Source organism: Paenibacillus sp. VCA1, from assembly GCF_031583795.1.
GTDB classification, from domain to species: domain Bacteria; phylum Bacillota; class Bacilli; order Paenibacillales; family Paenibacillaceae; genus Paenibacillus_AQ; species Paenibacillus_AQ albilobatus.
In genome coordinates, this window is sequence record NZ_JAVLSX010000003.1 from 39,862 (window position 1) to 66,719 (window position 26,858).

Below are 26,858 nucleotides of genomic sequence, written 5' to 3' on the forward strand. Positions count from 1 at the left end.
TGCAAAATCCTCGTTTATTAATTTCTCAAAAATTCTTCCGCGTCTTCCATCTTCTCGAACGAATCGACCACTTCGCCGAACATCCGCTTCATTTGAAGCTTGGATACGGCAGATCCCGTATAATAAGCCCATTTAGTCAATCCTTTTTGAACGGAGAGCTCTCCCAGAGGGCTCAGCTTTTCAGCGACGTCCATCGTGAACAGCTTGCCTTCGCTCAAATCGGTCAAACCGGTAAATCCAGGCTTCACTTTTTCAAGCTCTTTTTGGAAGTCTTCGATATACTGGTTCACGTTGTCCTTGTTAATTTCGCTTACCTTGACGGTCACGCGGTTCAATCCAGCATCATAATTAATTGTGTACATGCTCTTCTCCCCCATTTTTGTCGGGACGTTGAACATCCCGAATAGAATATATTGGTTTTAGCATAAGCAAAAATAATAGATTTGTAAAGAAGAATTTACCGAATTATGTAGAATTATGTCGAATTAGATAAATCCTTCTTCTCTGCTATGCTTAAACATCCCATGGATCATTTGTTGATCAAGCGCACTCCACGAAAAGCCAAGTTTCGACAATATCTGCGTCGTTTTGGCCGTGAAGATGGTGAAAAATGTCGTGGAAAGGCTCTCCTCCATCCAGCCGTAATGAAGCATGATCTGTTCGATGATGCGTTTGAAACGGTCGTCGTCGTACCGCTCTCCCAAATAATCGACAAATTTGTCGAACGGCAGCAGCTCGACGGGCTTGCCGAACGGATTCTCCCGCAAAACGGCGCCGATATTCGCTTCATGCGGATTGGCGATATGGAACGTTTCGTTCCGGAGCGCCCCGCAATCGGCAAGAAGAAGGATCGCCTTGCTCGACTGGTCGACGTAGGTAAAGTCGAAGTCGCTAAGCTCTCCCGGCGCGATGCCAAGCTCCAGGAACGATTTCATCGTCGTATAGAACGCGTTGTCCGCGATATTTTGTTGGAATCTTCCCGTTTTGGAATGAAAGACGATGTTGCCGAGCCGGTATATGTTCGTAAAGATCCCCCGCTCCCGGGCAGCCGCCACGAGACGCTCCGCCTCATATTTCGTCTTGGCGTAATAATTTTCGAACCGCTGCCCTTTATCCAGGTCATATTCCGTAAAGCAGATATGCCGTTCCCCTTCCACGACGCCTGTCGCCACGCCGAGCGTGGAGATATGGTGCATATGCTTCGGACGGCCTTCGGCCGCAAAATCAAGCAGATGGGCCGTCGCTTTCACGTTCTGCAGCTCGAAATCGGCGTAACTTCCGTAATGTTTGACATTGGCGGCCGAATGAACGATTGCGTCCGTCCGCTGCGCCAGCGACGCATACGCAGCAGCCTCCAGCCCAAGGCGTTCTTTCGTGATGTCGCCCGCGTAAACCTTGATGCGGCCGCGATACCGATCGAACCAGTCGGGCCCGAAATAATAGTCGCATTTTTGTCTCAGCCGCTCTTCCGCTTCGCCGTCCGACGCGGCCCGGACGATCGCGTAAACGTCCCAATCTTTTTCGGTCATCGCCTCGCAGAGCAAATGGGCCCCCAAATATCCCGTGGCTCCCGTCAGAAGAATGCCGCGGTAACCGTTCACCGCTGCCGTATCGATCGGTTCGTAATCCCGATTACGCTCTTCATAAATGGTTTTATCGGCAGAAACGTCGATATTCTTTAAGCTGGCGTACAGCGCCTTCACTTGTTCCAGCCTGCTGTGCAGATGGCCCGTCTTCGGTTTGATTTTGCCTGCCAGCTCCGCAACGGTCTGATGCTCGAACATATCGTTCATGCCGATTTCGAACTGCTTCTGCAGCCTTGCGACGACAATGGTCGCCTTCAGCGAATGGCCGCCGAGCTCGAAGAAATTGTCGTGGATGCCGACGCGGTCCACTTGAAGCACGGCCTGCCATACCTCGGCCACGGCCCGCTCCGTCTTCGTTCTCGGCGCTGCGTAATCCCGGCTTCGGCCTTGGGACGCATCGGGTTCAGGCAAAGCCTTGCGGTCGATTTTTCCGTTCGGCGTCAGCGGCATCTCCGGCAGCTGCGTGAAGTAGGAAGGAATCATGTAATCCGGCAGGGATTTGCCGATATGCTCTCTCAGCTCGCCGACCGACATGTCGGACGCAGCCGTGAAATACGCGCATAAATAGTGGCCGCCTTTGCCGTCTTCCTTGGCCACGACGATCGTTTCCGACACCGCCGGGTGGTTCAGCAGACAGTTCTCGATTTCGCCCAGCTCGATGCGGAAACCGCGGATTTTGACCTGATGGTCGAGCCGGCCCAAAAATTCGATGGTGCCTTCCTTCGTCCATCTCGCCAAATCGCCGGTTTTGTACATGCGTTCGCCTTGGACGAATGGGCTCGGCACGTAGCGATCCCGGGTCATCTCCTCGTTGTTGTAATAACCCCGTCCGACGTTATGCCCGGCAATGTACAGCTCTCCGGCGACGCCGACGGGCTGCGGCTGCAGATGTTCGTTTACGATGTAAATCTGCGTATTGGCAATCGGTTTGCCGATCGGAGGCAGTTCCGGAATGACGCCGTTTGGATCGATCGTATGCGTCGTCACGACATGCGTTTCCGAAGGGCCGTAATGGTTATGCAAATACACGCCGCGTTTCTTCAGGTACGCCCGGAATTTTTCCGGCACGATCAGCTGCTCCCCGGCCGTGATGACATGTTTCACCGATGACGGGAAGCGGTCCGCATATTCTTTTTCGTTCAAAATGAACTTCAGGAACGATACCGGCATAAACAGGATTTCGATGCCCATGTTTTCGATATGGTCCAGCAAATCCCCGACGCTCATCCGCAGCTCGTTCGTAATCAAATGCAGCGTGCCGCCGGCCAGCAGCGTCGACCAAATTTCCTGGGAGCAGACGTCGAAGCTGATCGTGGTGAATTGAAGCACGTTGCCGCTGTAATCGACGTTGGTCGCCTCGTATTCAAAATGAAGCAGGTTCACGATGTTCCGGTGCTCGATCATGACGCCCTTCGGTTTTCCGGTCGTGCCCGATGTATAGATGACGTACAGCAGGTCGGACGGGCCGTTCACTTGCGGCAGGTTGTCCGTATGGTCGCCGTAAGCTTCTTCGCCGTCGATCAGCAGCGTTTCGCCCCCAAAGGACACTTGGCCGGCCAGATGCGTTTGCGTCAGCAGCAGCCGGGTGTTGCTGTTCTCCAGCATGTAGACGACGCGGTCCTGCGGATATTCGGGATCGATCGGCACATAGGCGCCGCCTGCCTTGAGAATGGCAAGCAGTCCGACGATCATCTCGAAGGAGCGGTCAACCATCAGCCCGACGACCTGATCCGGCACGACGCCTTTGGCGCGCAGCGTGTAAGCAAGCCGGTTGGCGCGTTCGTTCAATTCGCGGTAGGACATCTTGCGCGTGCCGAAAACAAGCGCCGGTTTGTCCGGGGTACGCCGGGCCTGTTCCTCGAACAACCCGTGAATCGTCATCTGGTCGCGGTAAGCGGAATCGGTTGCGTTCAGCCCTTTGACCAGGAATTCCCGTTCGTCCTCGCTCAAAATCTCGAGTTCGCACAGCATTTTGCCGGGATGAACCATCGCATCGTCCAACAGCTTCAGGAAACGGGCTCCAAAGGATTCAATGCTCTCCCGTTCGAACAAATCCGTGCAGTACTGCAAATCGATCCGGATGCCGCTCTCTTCCTCCGTCAAATCGACCATCAGGTCGTATTTCGAAATCGGGTGGACGTACGGATAAAGGGATGTTTCCGTTCCCTCAAGCGAAAGCTCAAGCTTGCCCGTATTTTGCATGACGAACAGCGTGTCGAACAGCAGGTTCCGGCTTGGATCGCGCGGGATATTCAAGGAGCGCACCAGCTCCTCCAGCTCGTAATCCTGATGCTCGAACGTTTCGAGCAGCGCCGTTTTTACTTCCTGAAGCAGCTGCATGAAAGGTTTGCGCTTCTCCGGATAACAGCGGACGGGCAGCGTGTTGACGAACATGCCGATCAGGGCGTGAAGCTCCTCGCGCAGCCGCCCCGCAACCGGAACGCCTGTAATGATGTCCTCCTGGTTCGTGTACCGGGAAAGCAGCGCATGATATCCCGCAAACAACACCATAAACGGCGTAACGCCCGAGTCGAGCGCGAATTTTTTCAGGCGGGCTGCATCTTCCGCTTGAAGCCTCAGCGTGACCGTGTCTCCCGCAAAGCTCTGCTTGGCTGGGCGTTCCCGGTCGGTCGGAAGCTGCAGGATCGGAAGCTCGCCGGACAGCGTTTTTTCCCAATAAGCTTTTTGACTTCCATTTGCCTGTCTTTGGGACGATTCCGCCTCCCACACGGCAAAATCGACAAACCCGATCGCCGGATCCTCGAGCGATTCGCCCCGGTACAAACGGGACAGCTCATCGAAAAAGACGTTCGCCGAAATGCCGTCGACGGCGATGTGGTGGAAATCGACCAGCAGCACGCAGCGGTCCCCATCGCCATAGCGGGTGAGCCATGCCCGCATGAGCGGCGCTTTTGCCAGGTCAAACGGCATGATAAGAGATTGAATGAGTTCATGCATGCCGTCCTCCGACGTTTCCTGCAGCACGAGCTCGAACGGGACCTCGTCATGCAGCCGCTGTACGATCTCTTCGTTTTCCCATTGGAAGGATGTGCGGAAGGCATCGTGTCTGGCGATCATCGCGCGGAATGCCCGTTCTAGACGCCGCTCGTCGACCTTCCCTTCGATCCGGAACGCAAACGGCGCATTGTAGGCGGTGCCGACCTGTTCCATCTGCTCGATGAAGTAAAGCCTTTTTTGGGCGGATGCGACGGGATAGCTGTCGCGCGCGGAAACTTTGAGAATGCGATCCTTGCTTGTGTCGGCCAGCTCGATCCCTGCCGCATGCTCGTTTTCTGAAGATGCGCTTCGAACCGCCTGCTCGATCCATTCGGCTTGCCCGCGGACCGTCGGCCGCTCGAACAGCAGCGTCACCGGGACGGATATGCCGAATTGCCGTTCAAGCTTGGCTTGCAGGAGGACGGCCTTCAGCGAATCCCCGCCCGACGTGAAAAACGATTCGCATGCGTCCACGCGGGCCAGTCCGAGCACTTCGCCCCATAATGCCGCCACTTCTTCCTCACGTTGGCCCACCGGCGCTTCGAAGTTTTCTTCATCGAATGAAACTTCCGGTGCCGGAAGCGCGCGCCGGTCGACTTTGCCGTTGGCCGTCAACGGGAGCTCCGGCAGCATCACCAGCTTGGAAGGCACCATGTAATCCGGCAGCTGCTCCGTCAAAAACGCCTTCATCTCGCCGTAAGAAAACGCTCCGTCCGCCACTGCGTACGCGCACAAATATTTGGCGCCCGAGGCGTCCTCGAGATCGATGACCACGGCTTCGGACACGTTCGGATGCTGCAGCAGCCGATGTTCGATTTCGCCCGTTTCGATCCGGAAGCCGCGGATTTTCACCTGATGGTCGATCCGTCCGAGGAACTCCATGACGCCGTCCTCCGTCCATCTCGCCAGATCGCCCGTGCGGTACAAACGTTCTTCTCCGGTTGTGCCTCCGGGAACAAACTTTTGCATCGTCAGCTCCGGCTGGTTCAAATAACCGCGCGCGAGCCCCTTTCCGGCGATGCACAGCTCGCCGGCGACGCCGACCGGCTGCGGATGGCCGTAGGCGTCCACGATGTAAACTCTCACATGATCGACCGGACGGCCGATCGGAATGTTCGCCGACAGCTCCGTCACCTTATAGGCAGTCGTCACCACCGTGTTTTCCGTCGGTCCGTAGCAGTTGTACAGGTCGTACGTTTGCTTGCTGAACGTCTTCAGTTTATCCCCTCCCGTCAGAAGGACCCGCAGCGTCGGGTGGTCCAGCGTCATGAAATGCTCGCAGAATTGGGTCGGCAAAAAGCTGATCGTAATTCCGTTCTGTTTGAAATATGTATGTAATCTTCCGGAGTCCAGCCGAATTTCTTCGGGAATGACGTGGATGGCCGCACCCGACACCAGATACGGGAACATCTCCCATACGGAGGCATCGAAGCCGAAACCCGCATATTTTGTCGCCCGGTCCCGGTCGGTCACGTTAAATTCCCGGATATGCCACGCGCACAGATTGACAAGCGAGCGATGCTCGACCGTCACGCCTTTCGGACGGCCCGTCGAACCTGACGTATAGATCACGTAAGCCAAATCATCCGGTCCCGGGTATTCACGGGCCTCTAGGGTTTCGACGCCTGCAGCCACCTCAGGAACTGTATCCACGGATGCCTGCGCCGCGCAGACCGTCTCGCCTTGGAAGCGGACTTGTCCGTCCAGCTTCACCTTGGGCTCGGTGACAAGCAGCTCCGTTCCGCTGTCTTCGAGCATGTATGAAATGCGGTCGGCCGGATAGGCGGGGTCGATCGGCATATAAGCCGCTCCCGATTTCAAGATCCCCAGCGTCCCGACGATCATTTCAAGGGACGGCGTCGCGATGATGCCGACGATTCGTTCCCGGCCCGCACCCTTGCGTGCCAATATCCGGGCCAATCTGTCCGCCCGCTCGTTCAGCTCGCCGTAAGTCAAAGATTCGCCTTTGTAAACCACGGCGACCCGATCCGGATTTTTTCGGGCATTCTCCTCAAACCATCCGTGGACCGTCCGGTCCAATCCGGCCGAAGCGGCCGTTTGATTCCAACCGGCCAACAGCGCTTCCTCATCTTCCGCAAGCAGCCGAACGCTGCCGATCGTCATGTCCGGAGCTTGGGCCCAGGCGGTCATGACGTTTTGCAGATGCACGCACATCCGGCGAATGAATTCGTCCGAAAACGCGCCGTCCGCATACCAAACTGCGAAACCGCCGGCACGTTCCCCGTTCAGCGAGACGGCCAGATCAAATTTCCCCTGCAATTCCTCATGTCGGAAGCCGTCACCCGTCAAAACGGCCGTATTGCACACAGCCGATCCTTCATCAGAGCCGGCGCATAGGGCGGCGATTTCCCCGAACGTCGACGATTTCAACTCATGCTCGGCCATGGCGGAGGATACCTGCGTCACGAGCGCTCCGAGCGATGTCGCCCCATCCGCTTTCGCAATGAACGGGTACGCCCGCTCCGCGGAACCGATCACGGCAAACGCCGCCTCCTCCCTCCGCAAATACCGGATCAGGAGAACGCTCCAGGCCGCGCTTAGCAGCGCGCTCGGATCAACCCCCGCGGTTTCGCATGCCTGGCGGATATTCCGACCTGCTTCCTCCGGCCAAGGATGCGTTACCTTCAGCATCGGAATGGACGCCTTTCCGGAATGAATGCGCAGGATCGTCCGTTCCTCGAGTTGGTTCACATACCATTTCCATTCATCCAAATTCGACTTTCCAGTTGTTAGCACCGTCATGTTCATCTTTCCTTTGCTTCTTCATAGGTTTGGATCGTTAAAAAATAAAAAACAAAAAAACTCTACTTGCCGAGAGTAGAGTTGCTTCGATTGCGAAAACATCTTCGGCAGCTGGCTGGCATGGCGTAAAGATCGGGAATCTTGACGCTCGAAGCCCCTTTAGCTTTGTGTCCCTGACTTTCGGCAGGTTTACCTTTAGCTTGAGTTTTCAAAGTACAATATTTCAGATTTTACAGAAAATAAAATGAAATATCTGAAAATACACTTTAAATATATCATGTTTAAATATAAAGTACAGGTTAGATCTTTCCATAAAGAGGTAATATAAGTGTCTATATCCCGAAATTATGGGAAATTCCATAGGTTATCAATGGAAGATGCGCCGTACATCGCTGTCTGAATGACCGTCAAACGACTTCATGCAAGCCAGCATCTCGTCCGGGAACAAACGGCGGCATTGGACCGTTCGCTCGTCGGCCGGCATGCAGACGGCACACTTGTAGTCGGGGTCCAGCGGAACAAGCCGCAGACGCAGCCCGGAATCGACCCGGCCTTGTCGCATGATATGCGCCGTCTCTTGATGCCGGATCGTTTCCAGCGAAGATAATCCGATCGAAAGCCCTTGGCCGACGGCCTTGGCATAACTTTCTTTGAGCGTCCATAACTCATAAAAGAAAGCATCCCTCCTCTCAGGGGGCTGCATCTTCCATTCCGCAAGCTCCCGCGGTGTGAAACACAGCTCGGCTGCTTCCGCTTCGGCGCCGCCGACGCGTTCAACATCAACGCCGATCATTCCTTTTGCGCTTGCGGCGCACACCACCCAATCCATGGAATGGGACACGTTAAAAAAATAGTCCGGAAAGCCCTTCAGGGATGGTTTTCCGAAACCATCCCTGAAGAGCTCGATCTCGTTGAGACGAAGACCGTTTTCCATGCAAGCCGCCACCCGCTTCAGCGCATCCGAAACGATCTGGCGGTCCGCATCCCGTTCCGACCTGTATGTTGCGGCCCGGGTCCTTACCTCGTCGGGCAAGTAGGCAAGCAGCCTCCGAATATGCGCCCCATCCTGCCAATCTTTAAGATTTACGGTATATATCGTTGCGATGCCTTCCACCTTCTTCGTATTTCTGCCGCTCCCGTGCGATCGTCGCCATGTCCCGTCAAGGAATCAGTTTGAGCTTGCGCGCCTGCTCCTCGGTCAAAATAAATTCCTCGGCCGGCCACACCTCATCTTCGTCATCCATGCCGAACATGCCCATGACTTCGGACCAAATTCCCTTTTCCACGGCTTCCTCTTGGGTAATGATAACCTTCATCCTTGACCAGCCTCCTACTGTTGACCGTATTTTATTCAAGTATTACCCAATCCGGAGCCCTTGTCGACCAGAAACCAATAACCGGAATGGAGAATAAGTTCAACGATCCCTTATGCCTTCGATTTCGACGACGCCGGCGAAGGCCCTTTGGCGAACTGCATCCGCCCCGCTCCCATCATCGACACCGATACCAGGGCAAAAAATACCGGGAGCAGCGCCCATAAAAATGCATGGTCGACGGAAAGCGACAGCGCCGCGCTGATTTTTTCCATGACCGGCTGCGGAATGAGCGCCCTCGTCTCGGGCGACAGCAAATGCTGCGGGTCGGCGCTTGCAGGCATCGCTTTTCCCGCGTCTCCCAGCTTTTCCGTCAGCTGGCTCTTGAAATCATTGCGCTGAATGATGCCGAAAATCGTGATCCCGATCGTCATCCCAAGCGAACGCAGGAAGGAAATGGTCGAGTTCGCCGAGCCGCGCTGCCGAGCCTCCATCCCCTGGATGGCCGACATGCTGAGCACGGAAAACGAGAAGCCGATGCCGAAACCGGTAATAATCATATACAGGGTGAGTAAGGTCCGGGACGTGTCAGGCGTAATGGTGGCAAGCAAATACATGCCGAGCAAAAACACGACGGCCGAAAAAACCATGATTCTGCGGAACGTCATTTTGGCGGAAAGCATGCCCCCGACCTGCGAAGCGACAACCGAACTCAGGGTAAGCGGAAGTAGTATCAGTCCGGAGTTAGTCGCACTTCCTCCCATGACGCCCTGGACGAAAATTGGAATGTACACCGCCGCCGTAATAAACGCCGCGCCGTAAAACAATGCAGCCGCGCTGCTTGCGGCGAAAAGCCTTTTCCGGAACATGTCGTACGAAATGATCGGTTCGGCCGCTTTGCGCTCAATGAGCAGGAAGACGATAAACAGCACGGCAAACGCCGCAAACAACCCTATAATGGCGAAAGAATCCCACGCATATTTGCTGCCGCCGAGCTCAAGCGCGAACATGAGGCTGACCACGGAGCCAATAAGCGTTGCCGCACCCCAGACGTCGATTTTTTGCCGCGAGTGCTCATGCGATTCCCGGTAAAAGAATACGACGAGGAAAAACGCGATCAACCCCAGCGGGACGTTAATATAGAAAATCCAGCGCCAATGCCAGTAATCCGTAATGTATGCCCCCATCAACGGACCGAACAGGTTGGCGATGCCGAATACCGCGCCGAACATCCCCGACATCTTGCCGCGCTGCTCCGGCGGAAAAATGTCAAAAATGATCGTGAACGTAATCGGGATGAGCGCGCCGCCCCCAATGCCCTGAATGGCGCGGTAGATGCTGAGCTCCGTAATCGAATGCGCAGTACCGCACAGCATGGAGCCGATCAGGAATATGACGATCCCGAAAATGAAAAACCTTTTCCTGCCATACATATCCGACAGCTTCCCGAAAATCGGCATACCCGCCATTTCGGCCACCATGTACGCCGAAGTCACCCAAACGAACTGGTCGAGCCCGCCCAAGTCCCCGATCATCGTTCCCATGGCGGTCGCCACGATCGTATTGTCGATGGCCGAGATCAAAATGCCGAGCAAAAGCCCGGCAACGATGAATCCCAGCCTGTTCTTTTTCACAGCAGCCATAAAAATGTTCTGCCCCTCCCCAAATTATCCGATTTTGACGGACTGTGAAACGACCGCTTCGCTGTCCTTTTTGAGATCGTCCTTGTACTCCACCAGCCCGATTCGGCAGCCGGCGCCGATAGTGACGCTGCGTCCGCGCACTACGGCTGCTTTGGTGTTTTCCAACACGACCGTATCCCCTTCGATCGTTTCCGCCGTAAGCACGCCGTCCGATCCCATGAACAAACTTCCGAGAAGAGACATGCCGCTTCCTCTCTTGACGGTGATCTGGCTTCCGACCAGCTCGCGCAGCCGGCTGTGCCCGTGTAGTTTGAAATCCGCCTGCTCGGCATTCAGCATGCCGTTTACGTCGACCATTCCCCGGACAGACAGCTCTTCCATCTGGCAATCCGAGTTCGCGCGCAGTTCCCCCGTAATTTTCGCCTTTTCCGCCGATACCCGTCCGCCGACCGTCAACTCGCCGGAGATGGAGACGCTTTGAACCGCCAAGTCGCCGCCGATCCGCAGATCGCCCTGCGTCCGGACGCTTCCGCCGCTTACGCTGCCCGCAACCTTAAGCGTGCCGTTGCAGGATACGCTTCCCGCCCGTAACGATCCCTTCACCTCAGAACCGCCCAGGCACTTGAACATTTCGCATTCCGTATCGTTATTGATGACGGCATCTCCCGTGATTTTGACGTTGCGGAAGAAACCGCCTCCCGATTGGGCGTTCCCGGTAATTTTCAAATCGCCGCGGGTTCCGTTTGGATTTCCGTTCATAGCCATATGTTTGTACCTCCTTGTTATATGAACACATATTACATCTGATGAGCCGTTCCGATCGTCGCATCGTCTTCCCGAATCAACCGGTCTTTATACTCCACGCGGCCGATTTTGCAGCCTTTGCCGATGCGGACGACATTCCCCCGGACGATATCCGCCTCCGTATATTCCAGGTCGATTTCGTCGCCTTCGATGACCTGCGCCTGAAGCCGGGCGGAAAACGCCGGAACAAACTGCTCGAGGACGCTTACTTTTTTGAACCGTTTCACCGAAATCGCATCCCCGCCGATCTCTTTGATTTTGCTGGGGATGCTCAGTTTGACGTCGATCATTCCGGCATTCAGCAAACCGTCGATATTGAATCCGCCGTGAACGTTAAACGTTTCGCACTGCACGCCGCCGCCCGATTTCAAACTGCCGAAGATTTCAACCTTCTCGCCGATCAGCCCGCCCGCGATCGACAGACGTCCGTTGGCCGAAAGCGTTTCATGGCAAACGGCTTGATCCTTAATGGTCACGAGCCCATCCAACATCATGCGGTTCGCGCTGGCCCGGCCTTCGATCTTCGCCGTTCCGTTCATCGTGACGGATTCGCTTTGCAGCGATCCCTCCACCGTTAACGTGCCGTTGCTGTCGAAGGAAATGCAGTCGGTGTCCCCGTTGATTTTGGCCATGCCGTCCACCCTGACATGCGAATAATATCCGCCTTGCGAATTGCCGATCCCGGAAATGCGCATTTCTGTTCTTTCCATCCTCATGCCTCCGTTTCGTTTAATTTCAGTTTCAATTCCTCAATGATGGCCGCAAGCGGCAGCCGAAAAATCCACTTTGTTTCCTGGTCGAAATAAACATGCTCCGCGGATTCCGCCAAAAACAGCAGCGGGACTCCCATTTTCCGCACGAGTGCGAGCTCGCACGGTTTGGCTGCAAGCGCTCCGTAATGCTCCCGCATGACGGCAATCAGCATCCGGCCTTCATCCCTTGTAATATCCCCGCCCTGCAGCAGCTTCTGCAGCACGTACACCGTCAAAATGTCGTTAAAGGGCAGCGTTTCCTGGCTCCCGGCCACTTCCTCAAACAAAGCCAGCGAAATGTTTGTAACAATGTTACGTTTTACAAGCTTTGCCGAAGACATCGACTGGACGTTCGAGCTTGGGGAAAACACGTCCGCCAGCTCATCCAGCGACAGGCCGTCTTTCATATTTTTAATGCGTTCGATTCGCTGCATGATTTTATCTTTCGGGAAAAAGGTTTCCTGCCCCGTAAAAGCCGACTTGCGGACGAACCACTCTTCGGGAATCAAATTTTTGCGCTTCCAGCGGTACAATTGTCCGTAGGAGATCCCCGTCAGCTCCAGCAGTTCCTTTTTCGAAATCAGATCCTCTTCGTTCATGACACCGCCTCCTCGCCTCATAATGTAACATAACATTGTTACGTTGTAAATGGGTTTAAAACATTTTTTATGATTTGCCGGATCGCGGCAATTAAAACCCAAGGAGCAAGGATAGCTTCAAACGAACGATTCGGTACCGGCGGGGTCCGCCCGAAATAGGGAACTCCTCCGAAAATAAAACAAAGAGCAGAATGATGAATTCTGCTCCACTTGCCCGCAGGACGCTGCAAACATCGCCTCCCATCGCTACCGGCTGCCGGTATACGAGCGAACGAAACCGTCCCGATCTCCGCTCTATATGCGCTGGATTGAAAACCTTTTGGGATGTTTGCAAAATCCTACCTTACAATATATTTTGGCGATCCGATGTTATGAGTCCGCTTGCGTCCGCCACACGACAGCCCCGGCACTCAGGGCCCGGCACCGGCCGATCGCTTCTTCCGCCGACCCGACGTCCTTGCTCCATTCGATGAAATAGCGGAATTCGTAAAACCCGCCCAGCGTCGCCTTAAAGTTGGTTTCCCAATAGTTGCTCATGGCCCACACGTAGAGGTGGCGTTCCGTCTCCTCGTTTTGCTGCGTATGAAGCAGCCGTTTCCCGTATTCAAGCGATCCTAACTGCATGAGCGGCGTATCCGGCGCGGCGATCATAATGGCACGGTTTTCTCCTACATAGGACAGTCCTTCCTGAATGCAATAGTAGTCCAGCAGCGTTCCCGGCAGCTGGTCGATCCACGGACGGACGGGCGCTCCGGCTTTATCCAGCCACAACGTTTCGGCTTGCGGCATTCCGGAAGTAAACGGCAATGAAATATAGACGTTTTCCGGTTCCCATACGCTGTCCTTGTGGAAACGAACGGAGACGTCGACCCGGCTCGACGCTGCATGAAGCTTCAGAAATACCGAATAACAGCTCATTCCGAGCGTTTCAAACTGCAGCTCCACCGCTCCATACAACGGGCCGTTTGAAACGGCCTTGGCCTTCGTGAGCCGACCCGCGGAACGCTGGACGTTCATCCCCTTGCGGTTTCGGCCCATCGCGCTGCGCACGGCATACATGCTTCCCGGATTCACGGGGCCATCCGCAGGAGTCACTTCATATACAGGCGTAAACGCGCCGTGTTTCCGGTCTTTGCGTATCAGATCCTCTCCCGTTTCTTTGATGACCCAGGATACGATCCCTTCTTCGTTCCAGCGGATGTTCACATACGGGGATTCAGCGCCATGCTGCGAAAAGACGCATGCGTCCTTCGCCTCGCCCGAAGGGTACATATCCTCGATGTCGTACACCGTATCGGCGCCGACCAGCTTGACGTTGCTTGTCGTTTTTGCCTTTGGCGGCGTTGTGGCGGGACGGATCAGGTATTGCTTCCGTTCCCCGGACATGAGATTCACATCAACCGTGGCGCACTGAACGCCAGGTTGGTGGGGAACAACCTGCCCCGTGCTTTCGTCAACCACTTCCATGCCGTCCTTGAAGCGTTCGTTTTCGAAGCCGTCCCATTCGAAATCCGCCAGCTGCCTTAATGCATGCCGCTCCGTATTGGCCACCCGGTAACGGAAGGGGCGTCCGGGATGAAGCAGAGACCCGCCCAAAGCGCGCTGCACTTTATCCAACGCCCGGTGCGCCAAGCGGCTGGCGTTCGCCGCAAAGGCAAGCTTGCGGGCTTCGAGCATCTGCACGTTCCAGTGCCAAGGCGAATGCACCGAGGCGTGAAATCCCCATGTATGCTCGGCATACATTACAAGCTCCTGCTCGATGTCGGCCAGTTCCTGGATGCTGACGATTTGCTGCCCGGGGTCCAAGCTTTTCACCTTCCGCAGCGTCCGCTGGGCATCCCTGAATAATTGGGTTTGCATCGGCGTGGAGCCGACCCCGTCCGACCACCAGTCCGGCCAATCCCCGCGGTACACCGGAATTTCCGCCTCCTGCTTCTTCAAATGGCTGAAAAACCGGCTTAACGTGGACATTTCCAATACGATTCCATCCCCATACCATTCATTCCACGCTTGAATCGCCCGCGCGATTTCGCCGTTAGGCGAGCCGTTGTCCGTCGCCAGTCCCGATACCATGACAGGAACGAAGTCGTATGGGTATCCTTCCTCTTCCAGCTTGCACAAATACCGTTCGATGCGCGTTTTCATGATCTCTTCCCGATTGTCCACGATCGCCGGCGTCCGGAATTCGTCCCGGATCATGTAGCTGCCGACACCGTCTGGGCACAGCCCCAGCTCGTTGCCGAACATGTAATGCTCCCCGTTCCATACGAGCAGCTTTCTGTCGTCCGGCGTTTCCCACCAGAACGGGGTCTGCTTGCGGCCCAGCGCAAACATGCCGTGATGCGTATGAATGCATGAAAACAGATGCGATATGCCCGCATCCAGCAAGCTTTGCGCATAACCCCAGCTGTAGCCGTTAATGTCGGCGGTCATCGCCGAGTCCACAGGACAGCCGATGGAGCGCCCGTACGCGGCCGCTTTGACATGGATGGAACGAAGCAAGTCCTCGTCGGCAAGCTCCGTCATGTTCAGGTAGGTGCCCGAAAGTTCAATGTCTCCCAGCCGCACCGCCTCCGCAAAATCCCGCTGTTCCTCGCCGCCGGCCTCCTTCAAAAACCGCTCTACCGCCCAAAACGTCTCGCAGGTCCATTTGAACCCTTTCCATTCTTCGCGTTTTCCGGACCGGATGTCTTTGGAAATGTTGACGGCCTGGCGGATAAAATCGACGTGGTACTGCTCGATCCGCTCCTGCCGATCGGTGTAACCGATGTCGGTATGCGAATGGTGAATCACAAACATGCGCCATTTTCGGGTTGGTTTATTCATGAGTACCTCTCCTATCATGAAGATTTTTTAATAAAATCGGAAGAACCGATCCCGTCCCTTCCGTGACTCTCGTTATTTTTAAATCACGAATGATGATGTTGAGCCGAAATTTAAGCATCTCATACCAAATTTCATTCAAAGAATCGGAGAAACTGAAGCGAATACTGCACCCTACATGTCGACAAAAAGCCGGCTTGCCCCTCTGAGGACGCTTATCGACGTATCCGCCGCAATTCGGACCGGAACGCCGCCGAGCTGATCTGAAACGAACAGGTCCGCCGATTTGGCGATTTGCCCGCCGATCACGACCGAATCGGGCCGAAAGGAGCGGAGCCAGGGAAGCAGCGCCTCCGACAGCCTTTCGCCAAAACGGTTGAACAATTGCACGGCCTGCGCTTCGCCGGCATACGCCCGCTCCGCCAAACGTTTCACGTCCTCTTCTCCGGACGTCATCCCTTGGATCCCCAACTCTTTGGCAAGCCGGACGATGCCCCTGCGCGAAATATAATCGTCCAGCACGCCGTCCCGGTAGGGGATCCGGTACAGCCAGCCGCCTTCGGGAACCCCGACGCCCCGTTTGACCAGCTTACCGCGGCTTAAGAAAGCGGAGCCAAGCCCCGTACCGATCGTTAGATACATCGTCCTTATCCCGGACCTTCCCGCGTCAAAAGCGTATTCGCCAAGCGCGAACAAAGCTGCGTCATTTTCAATAACAACCGCCGGGGCGCCGCTCCATTTCCCTTCCAGTTCCGGAATTGCAGCGATTCTGGCCGTTAATTCCTCCTTGAGATTGACACCGTACAAAGCCTCGAACTTGTTCAAGCCCCGGGTGAGACAGACCCCCCGTTCATAATCGAAAGGGCCTGGAAAAGCCAGCCCTACGCCCCGAATGGCGCATCCGTCAGGAATCCGCTTCCCCTGAGTCGCCACCAGCTTCGAAAAATACCGCAGCAGCGCCTCCTTCGGATCGCCGGATCTCGCGGGAAAAGAACGGAGAGGCTCGAACAAGCTCCCGTCGATTCCCACAATGCCCGCCTTCACGTACGTACCGCCGACATCAAAAGCCAACACGCCTTCATTCATCCGCATCCACCAAGCTGATGTTCCACGATTTCGAAACGCCCGCCTTGATCAGCTTGCACGGTCCTTCGCCCAAATTAACGATGGCATAGGCGCCAAACGAAGCCGGGATGATATAGGATTCCGCATAACGAAACTCGGCGTATACCGCTTCGTCCTCCAGCGAAACGATCCGCACGGATTCCCCTTCGACCAGGTTCAGCATGACAAACTCGTCGCCGGTGGCATCCTCCCAACGGTCGTTCAAATGGATGCGGTTGACGTAAAACAGCAGATCCTCCCTTTCGCCAAGCACGTATTCCTCGTTGCTTCCCTGGGTTCCCAGCAGCATCGGGCCCGGGATCAGGTTCTTCCGTACCCACTCCGCTGTTCGCGAAAAATCGATGTTCTCGAAGGCGTAATCGACGTTCAGCGGCCGCGGCTTGCCGTCCAGATCCTTTCGCGCGTAATCGTATATTTTGAACGTAAACCACCAGGTCGTCGCGGAAATTTCCAACACGAAATTGTCCTTTCCCGAGCAGTGGACCGTGCCTGTCGGAATGAGGTACAAGCCGCCTTTTTCGCTCGCCCATTCCTGCACGAAATCCGTGAATGCGATCGGTTCCCCGGTAACCTGGGAACGTTCGGCCGCTTCGCGAAACGCCTCCGGCGCGCATCCCTCCGTCAAACCGAGATAGATCTTGGCATCGCCCTGTTTTTCCATGACATAATACGACTCCTGCTGTTCCATAAACTCGTTGAACCGCTCCCGGATAAAGGGCTGCTTCGGGTGAACCTGGCAGGAGAGATTGTCGCCGTCCATCGTGTCCAGGTAGTCGAACCGCACGGGGAAATAATCGCCGAACAAGCGGACGTTGCGCGCTCCCATCATTTCCAGATGGGCATACGCCATCACAAGCAAAAACGGAATTTCCGCGACCCGCCCTTCATACGTCACGAGCAGCGAATTTTCCGGCGCGATCGGCTCGAAGTTCCAGGCGCAGTTGACCATGTCCTCCGGCAAATCCGCGAGCCGCTTCATGTATTGCCCGCCCCATACGCCCGGCATCATAAACGGCTTGACGCGCAGCGGATAACGCGCGACATCGCGGATAACGGCAAGCAGATCGCGAATCGTCAGCAGGACGGGCCGGTCGGGATCATTCATATCGACGTACAGGTCGAAGGCTTCCAAGCGTTCCTTGCGATAAGCCTCCAAGAGCGGCCATTCCACGAAATAAGCGATTTTGTAGGCTTCCACGGCATCCGCGTTCCACGCGAACCCGAAATTCAGCAGCCCTTGTTTATGGGCTTTCTCCTGGTACTCCCGGGAAACGTCGAGATACATCGATGCATCGCAGCGGCCGTCGCACACCCATAAAGCGCCCGGGCCAAAAACGACGAACAGCGTCGGCTCCGCTGCGGATTCCGATACCTCTGCCGCGTATGCCGCAAAGCGTTCCCTCGCATCGTTCGCGAAATATTCTTCGATGCTCCCTTCCGCGATATACCCGAAAGCACGGTTATCGGTGATGTTCCGCCGAAAGTGGTTCCGGAGCTCCGTGCCCGATTTCAAATAACCGTAGGTATCCGCGGCGGCAAAACGAAACCCTTGCTTTTCCGCGTAAGGGATCAAGCGTCTCAGCAGCGCCTGAAAGTCGGCCCCGTGCGTCCCGTCGATCGCAAGCGTGGCGACATAGCCGCTTTTGCCATGCGCTTGGAAAACCGCCCTCTCCAGCACGGCCTCGTATCCTTGCAGAATCCCGTCTTCAAGCACGGCTTGACGAACCGGGTTCAGCGGTCTTTTTTCAAACATATCGTTCCTTCCTTTCCCACCCGTTCTTTCGATCAAAATTCACATCGGCATCCGGCGCAAGCGCCGCGTTCCCACTTCCTTTTCTTTTTGCGCGATCATCCGGACTGCCGTATTTCAAACGAAAACGAACTCGTGTAACATTGTACAAAAGGACCTTGCGGGCGTCTTTGCATGAACGGGCCATCCTTTTGCAATAAACGGACCAACCCAATGCGCCGCCTTTCCGAATACATTTTAGGGGAGCTTCCTCATGTCCATCGAAACCAGCTTTCGCAAAGCCAACCACATATGCAACCGTCAGCTGACCCGAATCGAAACGGAGGACTTCAGTCTTTCGATTCTTTATTGGGGGTTTATGCCCAAACATTTCGACAATGCCCTGCATCGCCACTCGTTTTTCGAAGCCTGTTATGTCGTCGACGGCAGCGGTTCATACATTGATAACGGCACAGAGTATCCGATCAGCAAGGGGACATCTTTCCTGTCCTTGCCCGGCATATGGCATCAAATCCGAAGCGTCGCGGGACTCACGCTGGTCTATGTGGCCTTCGAGGTGGATGGGGAGCGCACCGGGGCAAGCGCCGTCGAAGATTATCGCCTGCTTATGGAGCGGGCAAAGCCCGTCGTGTACGGCGCGGATGCCGAACCTTTGGGCCATTTATGGGAAACGGTCATATCGATCTTCGATGAACAAAAACCTGTCGTCCCCGCCTTGCTGAAGCACGCCTCCGCTTCCCTGCTGCTGTCCATTCCGGCCCTTCACGGGCCTCAACGGGAAAGCGTTTTGCCGCACCCTGCAGATCATGCCTGGGAAGAAAACATCCTTTTCCGGCAGGCGAAGCTGTTTATTCACGACAATTTGAGCGAAGAGCTGACGCTGCCGAAGGTCGCGGGCCATCTTCATATTTCTCCCCGGCATCTGACGCGATTGTTTCAACGGCATACGAACCAAACCTTTGTCCACTATATCCAGGAACACAGGGTCCAACTCGCCTTGCAGTTGCTGTTACACGGGGATTTGTCCATCAAGGACATCGCTTCCCGGTGCGGATTCCAATCGGTCCACTACTTCACCCGGATTTTCACCCAAAAGCTCGGCGTATCCCCCGCCAAATTCAGGCGCGCGCAGTTTACGGAGGGACGTTCCGGAAAATCTCATTTTACGGAATAACGCCATGTTCCCCGCAAAAAAGAACCTTTGCCCGATGCAGCGCCAATGATGATTCGGACCTTCGCAAAACACGATATAAATTAAAAAGGCTGATACCGGATGATGAATCAGGGTCAGCCTTTTCACTCTGCGGTACGTATGCATCGCTTCCCTGAATCAATGCGGATCGCCTATTGACGACATTTTTAATAGGATTTTGCAAAAATCTATCGAGAGATTCTCGGGAAGACGATATATTAATCATGTGTACGTATTGATATATGCCGTCCTTAAGGCCACCGGCAATGGAGCCGCAAACGGTTGAGGGACGTCCATAAAACCGGGAAGGAAGTGCGCAAACGAGCAGCGTTTTAGAAACTTTCCATATTTTTCAGAAAATCGTAAAGGCAGGCTATCGAAAAGGAGGTGCTAGGACGATAAAAACTCGCCTTGCTCGACGAATCTTGGGCTTTCAGTACTCAAACTCTTTTATGCATAGGCAAGAGACTATATGAGAGGAAAATGACGATGAAGAAAACGTTTATGAAAAGCCGTATCGCTGCGTTGCTGTGCCTGATGCTGCTGCTTGCCCCCTTGTCTCTCCTTCAACCGTCGCAGGCGGAAGCAGCAGGAGCGGGTTTGATGTTCACTTCGGTGGCGACGGAACTGGATACGACGTTGGCGCTGGATTCGGGCGGCCGGATCTGGGCATGGGGCTCCAATCTTTCCGGTCAGTTCGGTAACGGAACAACGTCCGATTCTTACACCCCTCTTCAAATCAATGTAGTGGACAACGGGGTACCGGTGTCATTCAAGGAAATCAAAGCCGGTTTTAATCATGCGATAGCTCTGGACCGCAATGGCCGATTGTGGGGGGCCGGGCAAAACGTGCTAGGGCAGTTGGGACTAGGCCAAACAACGGCGAATGTGATCAACTGGACAAAGATCGACGTAACGGACGGAGGGGCCCCTGTCGAGTTTAAAGACATTGCCGCTACCCGTTCTTCTTCTTTTGCCCTGGACGTTCACGGCAAGTTATGGATATGGGGACAAAGAACGTATACGGCCGATCCAACCGTTCCAACCCAACAGCAGTTAACCTACGCCAACGGCGATCCGGTCGTCTTTGATGCCCTGGAGGGGAATGACGAGCTTGCGATCGCGCTCGACTCCCGGCAGCGCCTTTGGACCCTTTTTCAGCCCGACTATCGTCCTTCGCAGCATATTTTGATAGACGGCGGCCAAGAAGCGAAGTTCCAATCGATTTCTACGGGATCCACTTATGGGACGGGCCCGTTTTTAGGGTTGGCCATCGATACGGACGGAAACGTATGGTCATGGGGAGGCAACGATAAAGGCCAGCTTGGCGATAAAGGTCTCCCAGAAACCTGGATTCCAACCAAGCTCTCCATAACGGACAACGGAACCCCCGTCAAATTCGTCCGGGTTTCCGGGGGACTGAAGCATGTGCTGGCACTCGATGAGCATGGCGGCATGTGGACATGGGGTCTTAACGATTCCGGACAGCTAGGGGATGGCACAACCGTCAACGCCGCTCCCCATAAAGTGCAGGCCTTGGATAACGGAACTCCCGTCAAATTCGTCTCCGTTTATGGAGGTTACGGAGCATCCTATGGACTTGACGCGGACGGACGATTGTGGTCCTGGGGCAAGCAAAATCTCCTCGGAGACAATACTTTCGGGGGCGGCGCGCAAATGACGCCGAAAAAAATCCCCATGAAGCCGCAGCTATCGCTCACCTCGTCGGTGACGACATCCACTTATCTTGAGCCGATCACGTTTACGGGATCCGTGACAGGAGATTTCGGCGTACCTTCAGGCAGCATCACCTTTAGTGAAGGAAACCAGCCATTAGGCAACGTCATGCTGAACGACCAAGGTTACGCCCAATTGAAACTGACCTCCTTGCAGCCGGGACTTCATCATGTCACAGCCGCATATGAAGGGGACGGCCTATACCTGGCAGAGAAAACAAACCCGATCGGTATCACGGTCACCATGCCGGATGCGCCATCCGTCTCGATCCATCCATCGACGACAGGACCAACGACGGACCCTGTCATCATGACGGTTACGGTAGAGACCTACGGGAATTCGAATGCTCTGGCCAGCCTGAAGTGGCTTCCGGGGGACAATAACGCCGCCGCATTCGCGAACGCGGGAACGGATATCCTGATTCCCAAGAGCTTTGCCGCCGCCGGAAACGGTACATATTCCGTGTACGCCAAAGACCTGGCAGGCAACGAAACCGTGCAAAAAATCAATGTAACGAATATCGTGCCATTGCCTGACAACAGCGCGATCGATCCCGCGGTCGCCAGCTTCGATAAATACGAGGGCTCGGCGGCCAACGCTGATGTTACAACGACGCTAATACTAAACGGTAATACACTGAGCGGCATCGCCAATGGAGCAGCCCCGCTTGCGCCAGGTATCGATTACACGTTGTCCGGCGACACCGTTACGATTTCGAAGGCCTACTTGAACGCGCAGCCGGAGGGAACAACCCTGCTGACCTTTACGTTTAGCGGCGGAGCGGACCAGACGATGACCATCGCCGTATCCGATTCGACGCCTCGCAACAGCGCGATCAATCCTTCGGCAGCAACCTTTGACAAGTATGCCGGGGCGACGGACAACGCCGATGTGAAGACAACGTTGACATTAAACGGCAATACGCTGAGCGGCATCGCCAATGGAGCAGCCCCGCTTACGCCAGGTATCGATTACACGTTGTCCGGCGACACCGTTACGATTTCGAAGGCCTACTTGAACGCGCAGCCGACAGGTACGTCGGTCTTGACCTTTACGTTCAGCGGCGGAGCGGCTCAAACGATGACTATTCACGTATCCGATTCGACGCCTACGCCTTCGGGCAGCCATAATAATTCTGATTCAAGGCCGACAACGGGCACGGTAACCGTCCTGCCGAAATTTCAAGTCGCTTTGGAGCCAACCGGCAGTGTCGCCATTTTCGCCGACACCTCCGCCCTCATAAAGGAAAAGGCGGCAGACGGGACAATGACGCAAAAACTGATTGTACCGGCTGAGATCCTCGATCAGGCCCATAGACTGTTGAAGGATGCTTCAAAGAGCACCATCATCATAAAAGCAAACGACTCGGAGCCATCCGTTCAGGTACAGCTTCCCGGAGGGCCTCTTGCGGCGATCGCGGGCACGAATCCAAATGCCGCTATAGGCGTTGAATTGAACGAATCCAGCTTGGAATTCCAACTTAACGCATTGAATTTAGACGGCGCGGCTAAACGCCTGGGTGTTGCGGTATCCGATTTACAGATCACAGCGTCCATGGCACAGGTCAGCGACTCTGTCAAACAGAAGCTGGAACTATTGGGCACGAAGTTCGGTTTCCGGATGCTCAGCCATGCCGTGGATTTCAAAGTAACGGCCTCGGCCAAAGGTCAAACCGTCCAACTAAACGACTCTGTCGGCAAGGCGATCACCCGAGGCCTTGTATATAATGAGGGGACGAAAAACGGCACGGTCATTGCCGTTTATTATGACCCTGGCTCCAACACGGTTTCGTATGTTCCAAGCCGTCCGAGCTTAAGAAGCAGCGAAAAAAATGAAACAATGATAAATGCCTTGCATCATAGCACTTTCGCCGTCATCGAAACCGATAACCGTTCATTTACCGATATGAACGCCCATTGGGCCAAGCAAGATGTGGAGCAGCTTGCCTCAAGGCTGATCGTGGACGGCGTTTCCGCAGACCGGTTTGCTCCGGATGAAAGCATTACGCGCGCCGAGTTCGCTGCCCTGCTCGTCCGCGCGCTCGGCTTATCGAACGAACAGGACGGGGCTTATGGCGGATTTGAAGATGTGCCGTCATTCGCTTGGTATGCGCCTGCGGTGGAAGCGGCGGTTAAGGCCGGCCTGGTCGACGGCATGACAACCGGCTCCTTTATGCCGGACGAACGGATCAACCGGGAGCAAATGGCCGTCATGCTCGCCAGAGCGTTAAGCCTGACGCCTGAGGGAAATAACCTCCCGGATCATCATCAAGCGCTTGCCGTGTTTAAAGATCAAGACGCGATCTCTCCATGGGCGCAAGCTTCCGTGTCGCAAATCGTTCAAGCGGGCATCATCGGAGGAATGGGCGACGGCAATTTCGCGCCGGCCGACGATGCAACCCGCGCTCAAGCGGCAGCAATGCTGAAACGGTTTCTGCACGCCGTTCATTTTATCGAGTAACTTCCGGCACAAACCGGACCGAATCTTGGCAAAGGAGACCCTTCATGGAGGGTCTCTTTTTTGTGCCCCACTGAAAGAAAATGTGTGTTGTCATAATTGGTGAGAAAAACCAACAATGCTTGAATCAAATAAACAAAGCCGAATTCCATAACGAAATTCAGCTTTGTTTAATAATTACCAGTAAAACTGTAATACTGTAGGCAAAGGAACCAATTGAAAAACTTCCCTTGTCTGATTTCTTTCGGGGCTAGAAGTTTTTTGCTATTTCATGCGCTTGTTGGATTGCCTTTTCCTTGAATTCCTCAGCTCGTGCAGGAAACTCTTGTGTTCCTTCAACAAAAATGCCTTGGAAGTTCGTTATACCCAAAAAGTCCATAATGACTTTAACGTGACGGTGCCCCATTTCCCAAGCTTCGTATTTCCCTCCTGAACCTGGTGACAAGATGCTTCCAGACGCTTGAATATGAATGGCTTTTTTGTCGCTAAGGAAACTCATTCTGCTGCCGTCAGAATTATATTTAATCGTCCTTCCTGGAAGGACGATCGCATCAAGATAGTTCTTCAACTGTAGAGGATATGAAAAATTCCAAATCGGAGAGACGAAAATATATTTATCTGCAGCTACGAATTGATCAATAATTTGGAAAATACCACCCATTTTAGCTTGCTCCGCAGGGGTTAATTCACCGAAAGGTACACCTGCTCTCAGTTTGTCCCTCGCATTCAAAACATCACCATCGTGCTGAGGGATATCCATTTTAAACAAATCCAGATGAATGATCTCATCCTCTGGGTTAGTAGAACGATAAACTTGCAAAAATTCATTCCCTACTGTCATCGCATTGGAGCGTTCATCATTGCGCGGGTGAGCTGTGATATAGAGTGCTGTTGCCATAATTTAAGAAAACCCCCTCTTCGATGATTGGCAGCTGTCGAATTAATTGCGGACCAAAACGTCTGCATTTTGACGCGTTGAGACATTAAGCCGGTTGTAAAGGTTAGCAGTGGCGATACCAGCTATGAGTGTGGCGAGTGCCTGTTCATCATAGTGTCGAGCAGCTTCGTTATAGATCTCGTCCGGCACAGGGTCTGTTTGGTCGCTGATTCGGGTAACTGCCTCGCTAAGAGCTAGCGCAGCGCGTTCAGCGTCGTTGAAATTCGACGTTTCGCGCCATGCCGATACAGCAAACACCCGCTCTGTTGCTTCACCTGCCGCCAAGGCATTGTGTGAATGCAGATCAACACAGACACTGTCCCCATTGATTTGGCTTGCACGAAGATAGGCTAGAAACAGCGTTTGTTTCGGAACTCCGGTCTTCTCTGCGGATGCGAACAGGGCTTTGGCCAGATCCTGTAAGGCTTGAAATGCGTCGGGTAGCATCATTGCGGGATTATTCATTCTGGATTGCATTAGAAACACCCCTTCATTTATTCATTGAGGACAATTATTTGGCCCTCACAACGATGACGGATTGAACCTCAGGAAATGTGACAGATTTGCATAATCCCAATTCATTTTGTCGTTTTGTCACATTGACTGCATTTGATTCGTCAAATTTAATAGAGGCTATTTTTAGTTTGAGCAGGAAATAACTACATTTATTAAGATTAGACCGGAACTAAATTTCTTTATGAGAGGGACTTTGAAAAATGAGGGAACAAGATTGGTTGGCAGACCAATTCGAAACGTATCGAAAACATCTTCAGATGGTAGCATATCGTATGCTTGGTTCATTGAGTGAGGCAGATGACGCGGTACAGGAGACGTGGATGCGCCTTAGCCGATCAGATACGCGCGATATCGAGAATTTGGGAGGATGGCTGACCACCGTTGTCTCGCGGGTGTGTCTCGATATGCTGCGTTCACGAAAATCAAGACGCGAGGAATCGATAGGAGCCCATCTGCCCGAGACATTAGCGAGCTATGAGGATAGCAGCGATCCTGAACAAGAAGCCCTGTTGGCTGAATCTGTAGGGCTTGCACTCTTAGTCTTGCTCGACAATCTGAATCCTTCCGAACGCATCACTTTCGTGCTACACGAAGTTTTTGACATTCCATTTACAGAGATAGCCCCTATTGTGGGAAAATCCGAGGCGGCGACCAGGCAAATTGCAAGCCGGGCACGGAAAAAGATCCGTGGAGCAGGAGGAACACCCGAAGCCGCTCTTGCTAGTCAACGCTTAATTGTTGAGTCTTTCATTACTGCGGCGCGCATCGGCGATTTTGATAGCTTAGTAGCAGCGCTCGATCCGGACGTTGTGCTTCGGGACGATCGCAAGATAGGATCCTCAAGAGTAACCCGAGGTGCAAGTACTCTGGCTAAACAAATTTCGGGACGAGCAAAAGCGTCACAAGCAGCCCTCGTGAACGGATCAGTCGGAGTCATTGTAGCTCCTCTTGGAAGATTGCTCTATGTACTTGAATTCTCAATAAGGCATGGTAAAATCGCCGAGGTGGACTTGATCTCTAATCCCACACGCATACGCCAGCTCGACCTAGCTGTATTGGGTGATTAATCATCACCTTGGAGCAAATGGTTAAATAATGTTTACGATCAGCGCAGGTATATCAACATTGCTGTATTTGGAAAGCCGATGTTGCCAATACTGATTTCTTGCGGCGGCTTCAGAACAATCAATCGATATCCAGTACGAGCCGAAGATTCAATCGAATCAGTTACAGTAATCCATCAGCAAGCCGACAAAGCTTACGAATGGCCATCCTGAAAAGGAAACGGTACAAAAAAAGAAACCCTTTTCCTTTGATAAAAGGACCGGGTTTCTCAACAATCTGAGGAGCCAGTTGACTCCATTTTTTTGAAATAAAGGTATTTTATCTACTATTCGGCAAATCAATATACTCGATGCAAAACACGAAATACTATAGTCGAAATTATCTGTTTAGAGGTGACCAAAATTGATAGAAGAATGAAGAATTGCCGCTACCTATGCTCAAAAAGTTAGAATTAAATTAAAGACAGGTGAAGTAATAGAATGTAAGGCCCAATTATCAGGGGATCCGAGTCGGACAATAGTGCGCACTTATGATGGTCCATTATGGATATATTTGTTGAACGCTTAATAAAGCTGAATTGATTGGACCGCCTAATGGCGGTTTTTTTGATAACTTTTGTATGTAAATTTATGTATAATTATTCATTTTCTCATTAATTGTGAAAATATTTCTCATCAATTATGAAAAAAATCATCACTAATTATGACACCACACAGAAAAAGGTTGAATTCGGATTACATTTGCATATAATTAGTACCAAGTACTAATACTTGATATTAAAGTCAGTTGATCATCGTTT

16 protein-coding genes and 1 riboswitch are annotated in these 26,858 nt (G+C 53.6%); of the genes, 3 read left to right on the forward strand and 13 right to left on the reverse strand.

Translation table 11 applies throughout. The features are described from left to right. Positions 1-17 precede the first annotated feature (17 nt). The 11 genes from RJP21_RS06930 to RJP21_RS06980 all read right to left on the reverse strand — a co-directional run bounded on the left by RJP21_RS06930 (position 18) and on the right by RJP21_RS06980 (position 18,158). Positions 18-362, reverse strand: coding sequence for a hypothetical protein (locus tag RJP21_RS06930; protein WP_310858653.1), 345 nt, complete (start codon positions 360-362; stop codon positions 18-20). 123 nt (positions 363-485) lie between these two features. Continuing rightward, a complete protein-coding gene (locus RJP21_RS06935) occupies positions 486-7,346 on the reverse strand; it encodes a non-ribosomal peptide synthetase (protein ID WP_310858654.1) in 6,861 nt (2,286 codons plus the stop codon). Between the two features lie 103 nt (positions 7,347-7,449). After that, positions 7,450-7,550, reverse strand: a riboswitch (cyclic di-GMP riboswitch). A gap of 163 nt (positions 7,551-7,713) precedes the next feature. Beyond that, positions 7,714-8,460, reverse strand: a complete 747-nt coding sequence (locus tag RJP21_RS06940) for a 4'-phosphopantetheinyl transferase family protein (RefSeq protein WP_310858655.1) — start codon at positions 8,458-8,460, stop codon at positions 7,714-7,716. A 46-nt stretch (positions 8,461-8,506) separates the two neighbouring features. Next, entirely contained in the window at positions 8,507-8,662 is a 156-nt protein-coding gene (locus RJP21_RS06945) for a hypothetical protein (RefSeq protein WP_201452213.1), read from the reverse strand. Positions 8,663-8,772: 110 nt separating this feature from the next. Then, on the reverse strand, positions 8,773-10,302 hold the full coding sequence (locus RJP21_RS06950; protein WP_310858656.1) for an MDR family MFS transporter: 1,530 nt from the start codon (positions 10,300-10,302) through the stop codon (positions 8,773-8,775). A gap of 24 nt (positions 10,303-10,326) precedes the next feature. Continuing rightward, positions 10,327-11,067, reverse strand: a complete 741-nt coding sequence (locus RJP21_RS06955) for a cytoplasmic protein (protein ID WP_310858657.1) — start codon at positions 11,065-11,067, stop codon at positions 10,327-10,329. A 32-nt stretch (positions 11,068-11,099) separates the two neighbouring features. Then, on the reverse strand, positions 11,100-11,816 hold the full coding sequence (locus RJP21_RS06960) for a hypothetical protein (protein WP_310858658.1): 717 nt from the start codon (positions 11,814-11,816) through the stop codon (positions 11,100-11,102). A 2-nt stretch (positions 11,817-11,818) separates the two neighbouring features. Further along, positions 11,819-12,457: a YhbD family protein gene (locus tag RJP21_RS06965; RefSeq protein WP_310858659.1), complete on the reverse strand. Its 639-nt coding sequence runs from the start codon at positions 12,455-12,457 to the stop codon at positions 11,819-11,821. A 369-nt stretch (positions 12,458-12,826) separates the two neighbouring features. Then, positions 12,827-15,283, reverse strand: a complete 2,457-nt coding sequence (locus RJP21_RS06970) for a glycoside hydrolase family 38 N-terminal domain-containing protein (protein WP_310858660.1) — start codon at positions 15,281-15,283, stop codon at positions 12,827-12,829. 171 nt (positions 15,284-15,454) lie between these two features. Then, the gene (locus RJP21_RS06975) at positions 15,455-16,366 is read right to left on the reverse strand and encodes an ROK family protein (protein WP_310858661.1); all 912 of its coding nucleotides are present in this window, start codon (positions 16,364-16,366) and stop codon (positions 15,455-15,457) included. Next, a complete protein-coding gene (locus RJP21_RS06980; RefSeq protein ID WP_310858662.1) occupies positions 16,359-18,158 on the reverse strand; it encodes a class I mannose-6-phosphate isomerase in 1,800 nt (599 codons plus the stop codon). Before RJP21_RS06980 ends, RJP21_RS06975 begins: the two co-directional genes overlap by 8 nt. A 250-nt stretch (positions 18,159-18,408) precedes the next feature. Between RJP21_RS06980 and RJP21_RS06985 the strand changes: the two genes are divergently transcribed. Next, the gene (locus RJP21_RS06985; protein WP_310858663.1) at positions 18,409-19,329 is read left to right on the forward strand and encodes a helix-turn-helix domain-containing protein; all 921 of its coding nucleotides are present in this window, start codon (positions 18,409-18,411) and stop codon (positions 19,327-19,329) included. A gap of 507 nt (positions 19,330-19,836) precedes the next feature. Continuing rightward, entirely contained in the window at positions 19,837-23,544 is a 3,708-nt protein-coding gene (locus tag RJP21_RS06990) for a X2-like carbohydrate binding domain-containing protein (RefSeq protein ID WP_310858664.1), read from the forward strand. Positions 23,545-23,791: 247 nt separating this feature from the next. Here RJP21_RS06990 and RJP21_RS06995 read toward each other — a convergent pair whose 3' ends face one another. Continuing rightward, positions 23,792-24,439, reverse strand: a complete 648-nt coding sequence (locus RJP21_RS06995; protein WP_310858665.1) for an FMN-dependent NADH-azoreductase — start codon at positions 24,437-24,439, stop codon at positions 23,792-23,794. A gap of 42 nt (positions 24,440-24,481) precedes the next feature. Further along, a complete protein-coding gene (locus tag RJP21_RS07000; protein ID WP_310858666.1) occupies positions 24,482-24,955 on the reverse strand; it encodes a carboxymuconolactone decarboxylase family protein in 474 nt (157 codons plus the stop codon). Between the two features lie 239 nt (positions 24,956-25,194). Between RJP21_RS07000 and RJP21_RS07005 the strand changes: the two genes are divergently transcribed. Then, positions 25,195-26,061, forward strand: coding sequence for a sigma-70 family RNA polymerase sigma factor (locus RJP21_RS07005; protein WP_310858667.1), 867 nt, complete (start codon positions 25,195-25,197; stop codon positions 26,059-26,061). The last annotated feature ends 797 nt before the right edge of the window (positions 26,062-26,858 follow it).

Bases quoted from the DNA above. Each gene is read 5' to 3' on its own strand.
- RJP21_RS06965 (WP_310858659.1), bottom strand. From the start codon at position 12,457: ATGAACGAAGAGGATCTGATTTCGAAAAAGGAACTGCTGGAGCTGACG.
- RJP21_RS07000 (WP_310858666.1), bottom strand. From the start codon at position 24,955: ATGCAATCCAGAATGAATAATCCCGCAATGATGCTACCCGACGCATTT.
- RJP21_RS06930 (WP_310858653.1), bottom strand. From the start codon at position 362: ATGTACACAATTAATTATGATGCTGGATTGAACCGCGTGACCGTCAAG.
- RJP21_RS06975 (WP_310858661.1), bottom strand. From the start codon at position 16,366: ATGAATGAAGGCGTGTTGGCTTTTGATGTCGGCGGTACGTACGTGAAG.
- RJP21_RS06985 (WP_310858663.1), top strand. From the start codon at position 18,409: ATGTCCATCGAAACCAGCTTTCGCAAAGCCAACCACATATGCAACCGT.
- RJP21_RS06950 (WP_310858656.1), bottom strand. From the start codon at position 10,302: ATGGCTGCTGTGAAAAAGAACAGGCTGGGATTCATCGTTGCCGGGCTT.
- RJP21_RS06955 (WP_310858657.1), bottom strand. From the start codon at position 11,067: ATGGCTATGAACGGAAATCCAAACGGAACCCGCGGCGATTTGAAAATT.
- RJP21_RS06990 (WP_310858664.1), top strand. From the start codon at position 19,837: ATGAAGAAAACGTTTATGAAAAGCCGTATCGCTGCGTTGCTGTGCCTG.
- RJP21_RS06935 (WP_310858654.1), bottom strand. From the start codon at position 7,346: ATGACGGTGCTAACAACTGGAAAGTCGAATTTGGATGAATGGAAATGG.
- RJP21_RS06960 (WP_310858658.1), bottom strand. From the start codon at position 11,816: ATGGAAAGAACAGAAATGCGCATTTCCGGGATCGGCAATTCGCAAGGC.
- RJP21_RS06980 (WP_310858662.1), bottom strand. From the start codon at position 18,158: ATGTTTGAAAAAAGACCGCTGAACCCGGTTCGTCAAGCCGTGCTTGAA.
- RJP21_RS06995 (WP_310858665.1), bottom strand. From the start codon at position 24,439: ATGGCAACAGCACTCTATATCACAGCTCACCCGCGCAATGATGAACGC.
- RJP21_RS06970 (WP_310858660.1), bottom strand. From the start codon at position 15,283: ATGAATAAACCAACCCGAAAATGGCGCATGTTTGTGATTCACCATTCG.
- RJP21_RS06945 (WP_201452213.1), bottom strand. From the start codon at position 8,662: ATGAAGGTTATCATTACCCAAGAGGAAGCCGTGGAAAAGGGAATTTGG.
- RJP21_RS07005 (WP_310858667.1), top strand. From the start codon at position 25,195: ATGAGGGAACAAGATTGGTTGGCAGACCAATTCGAAACGTATCGAAAA.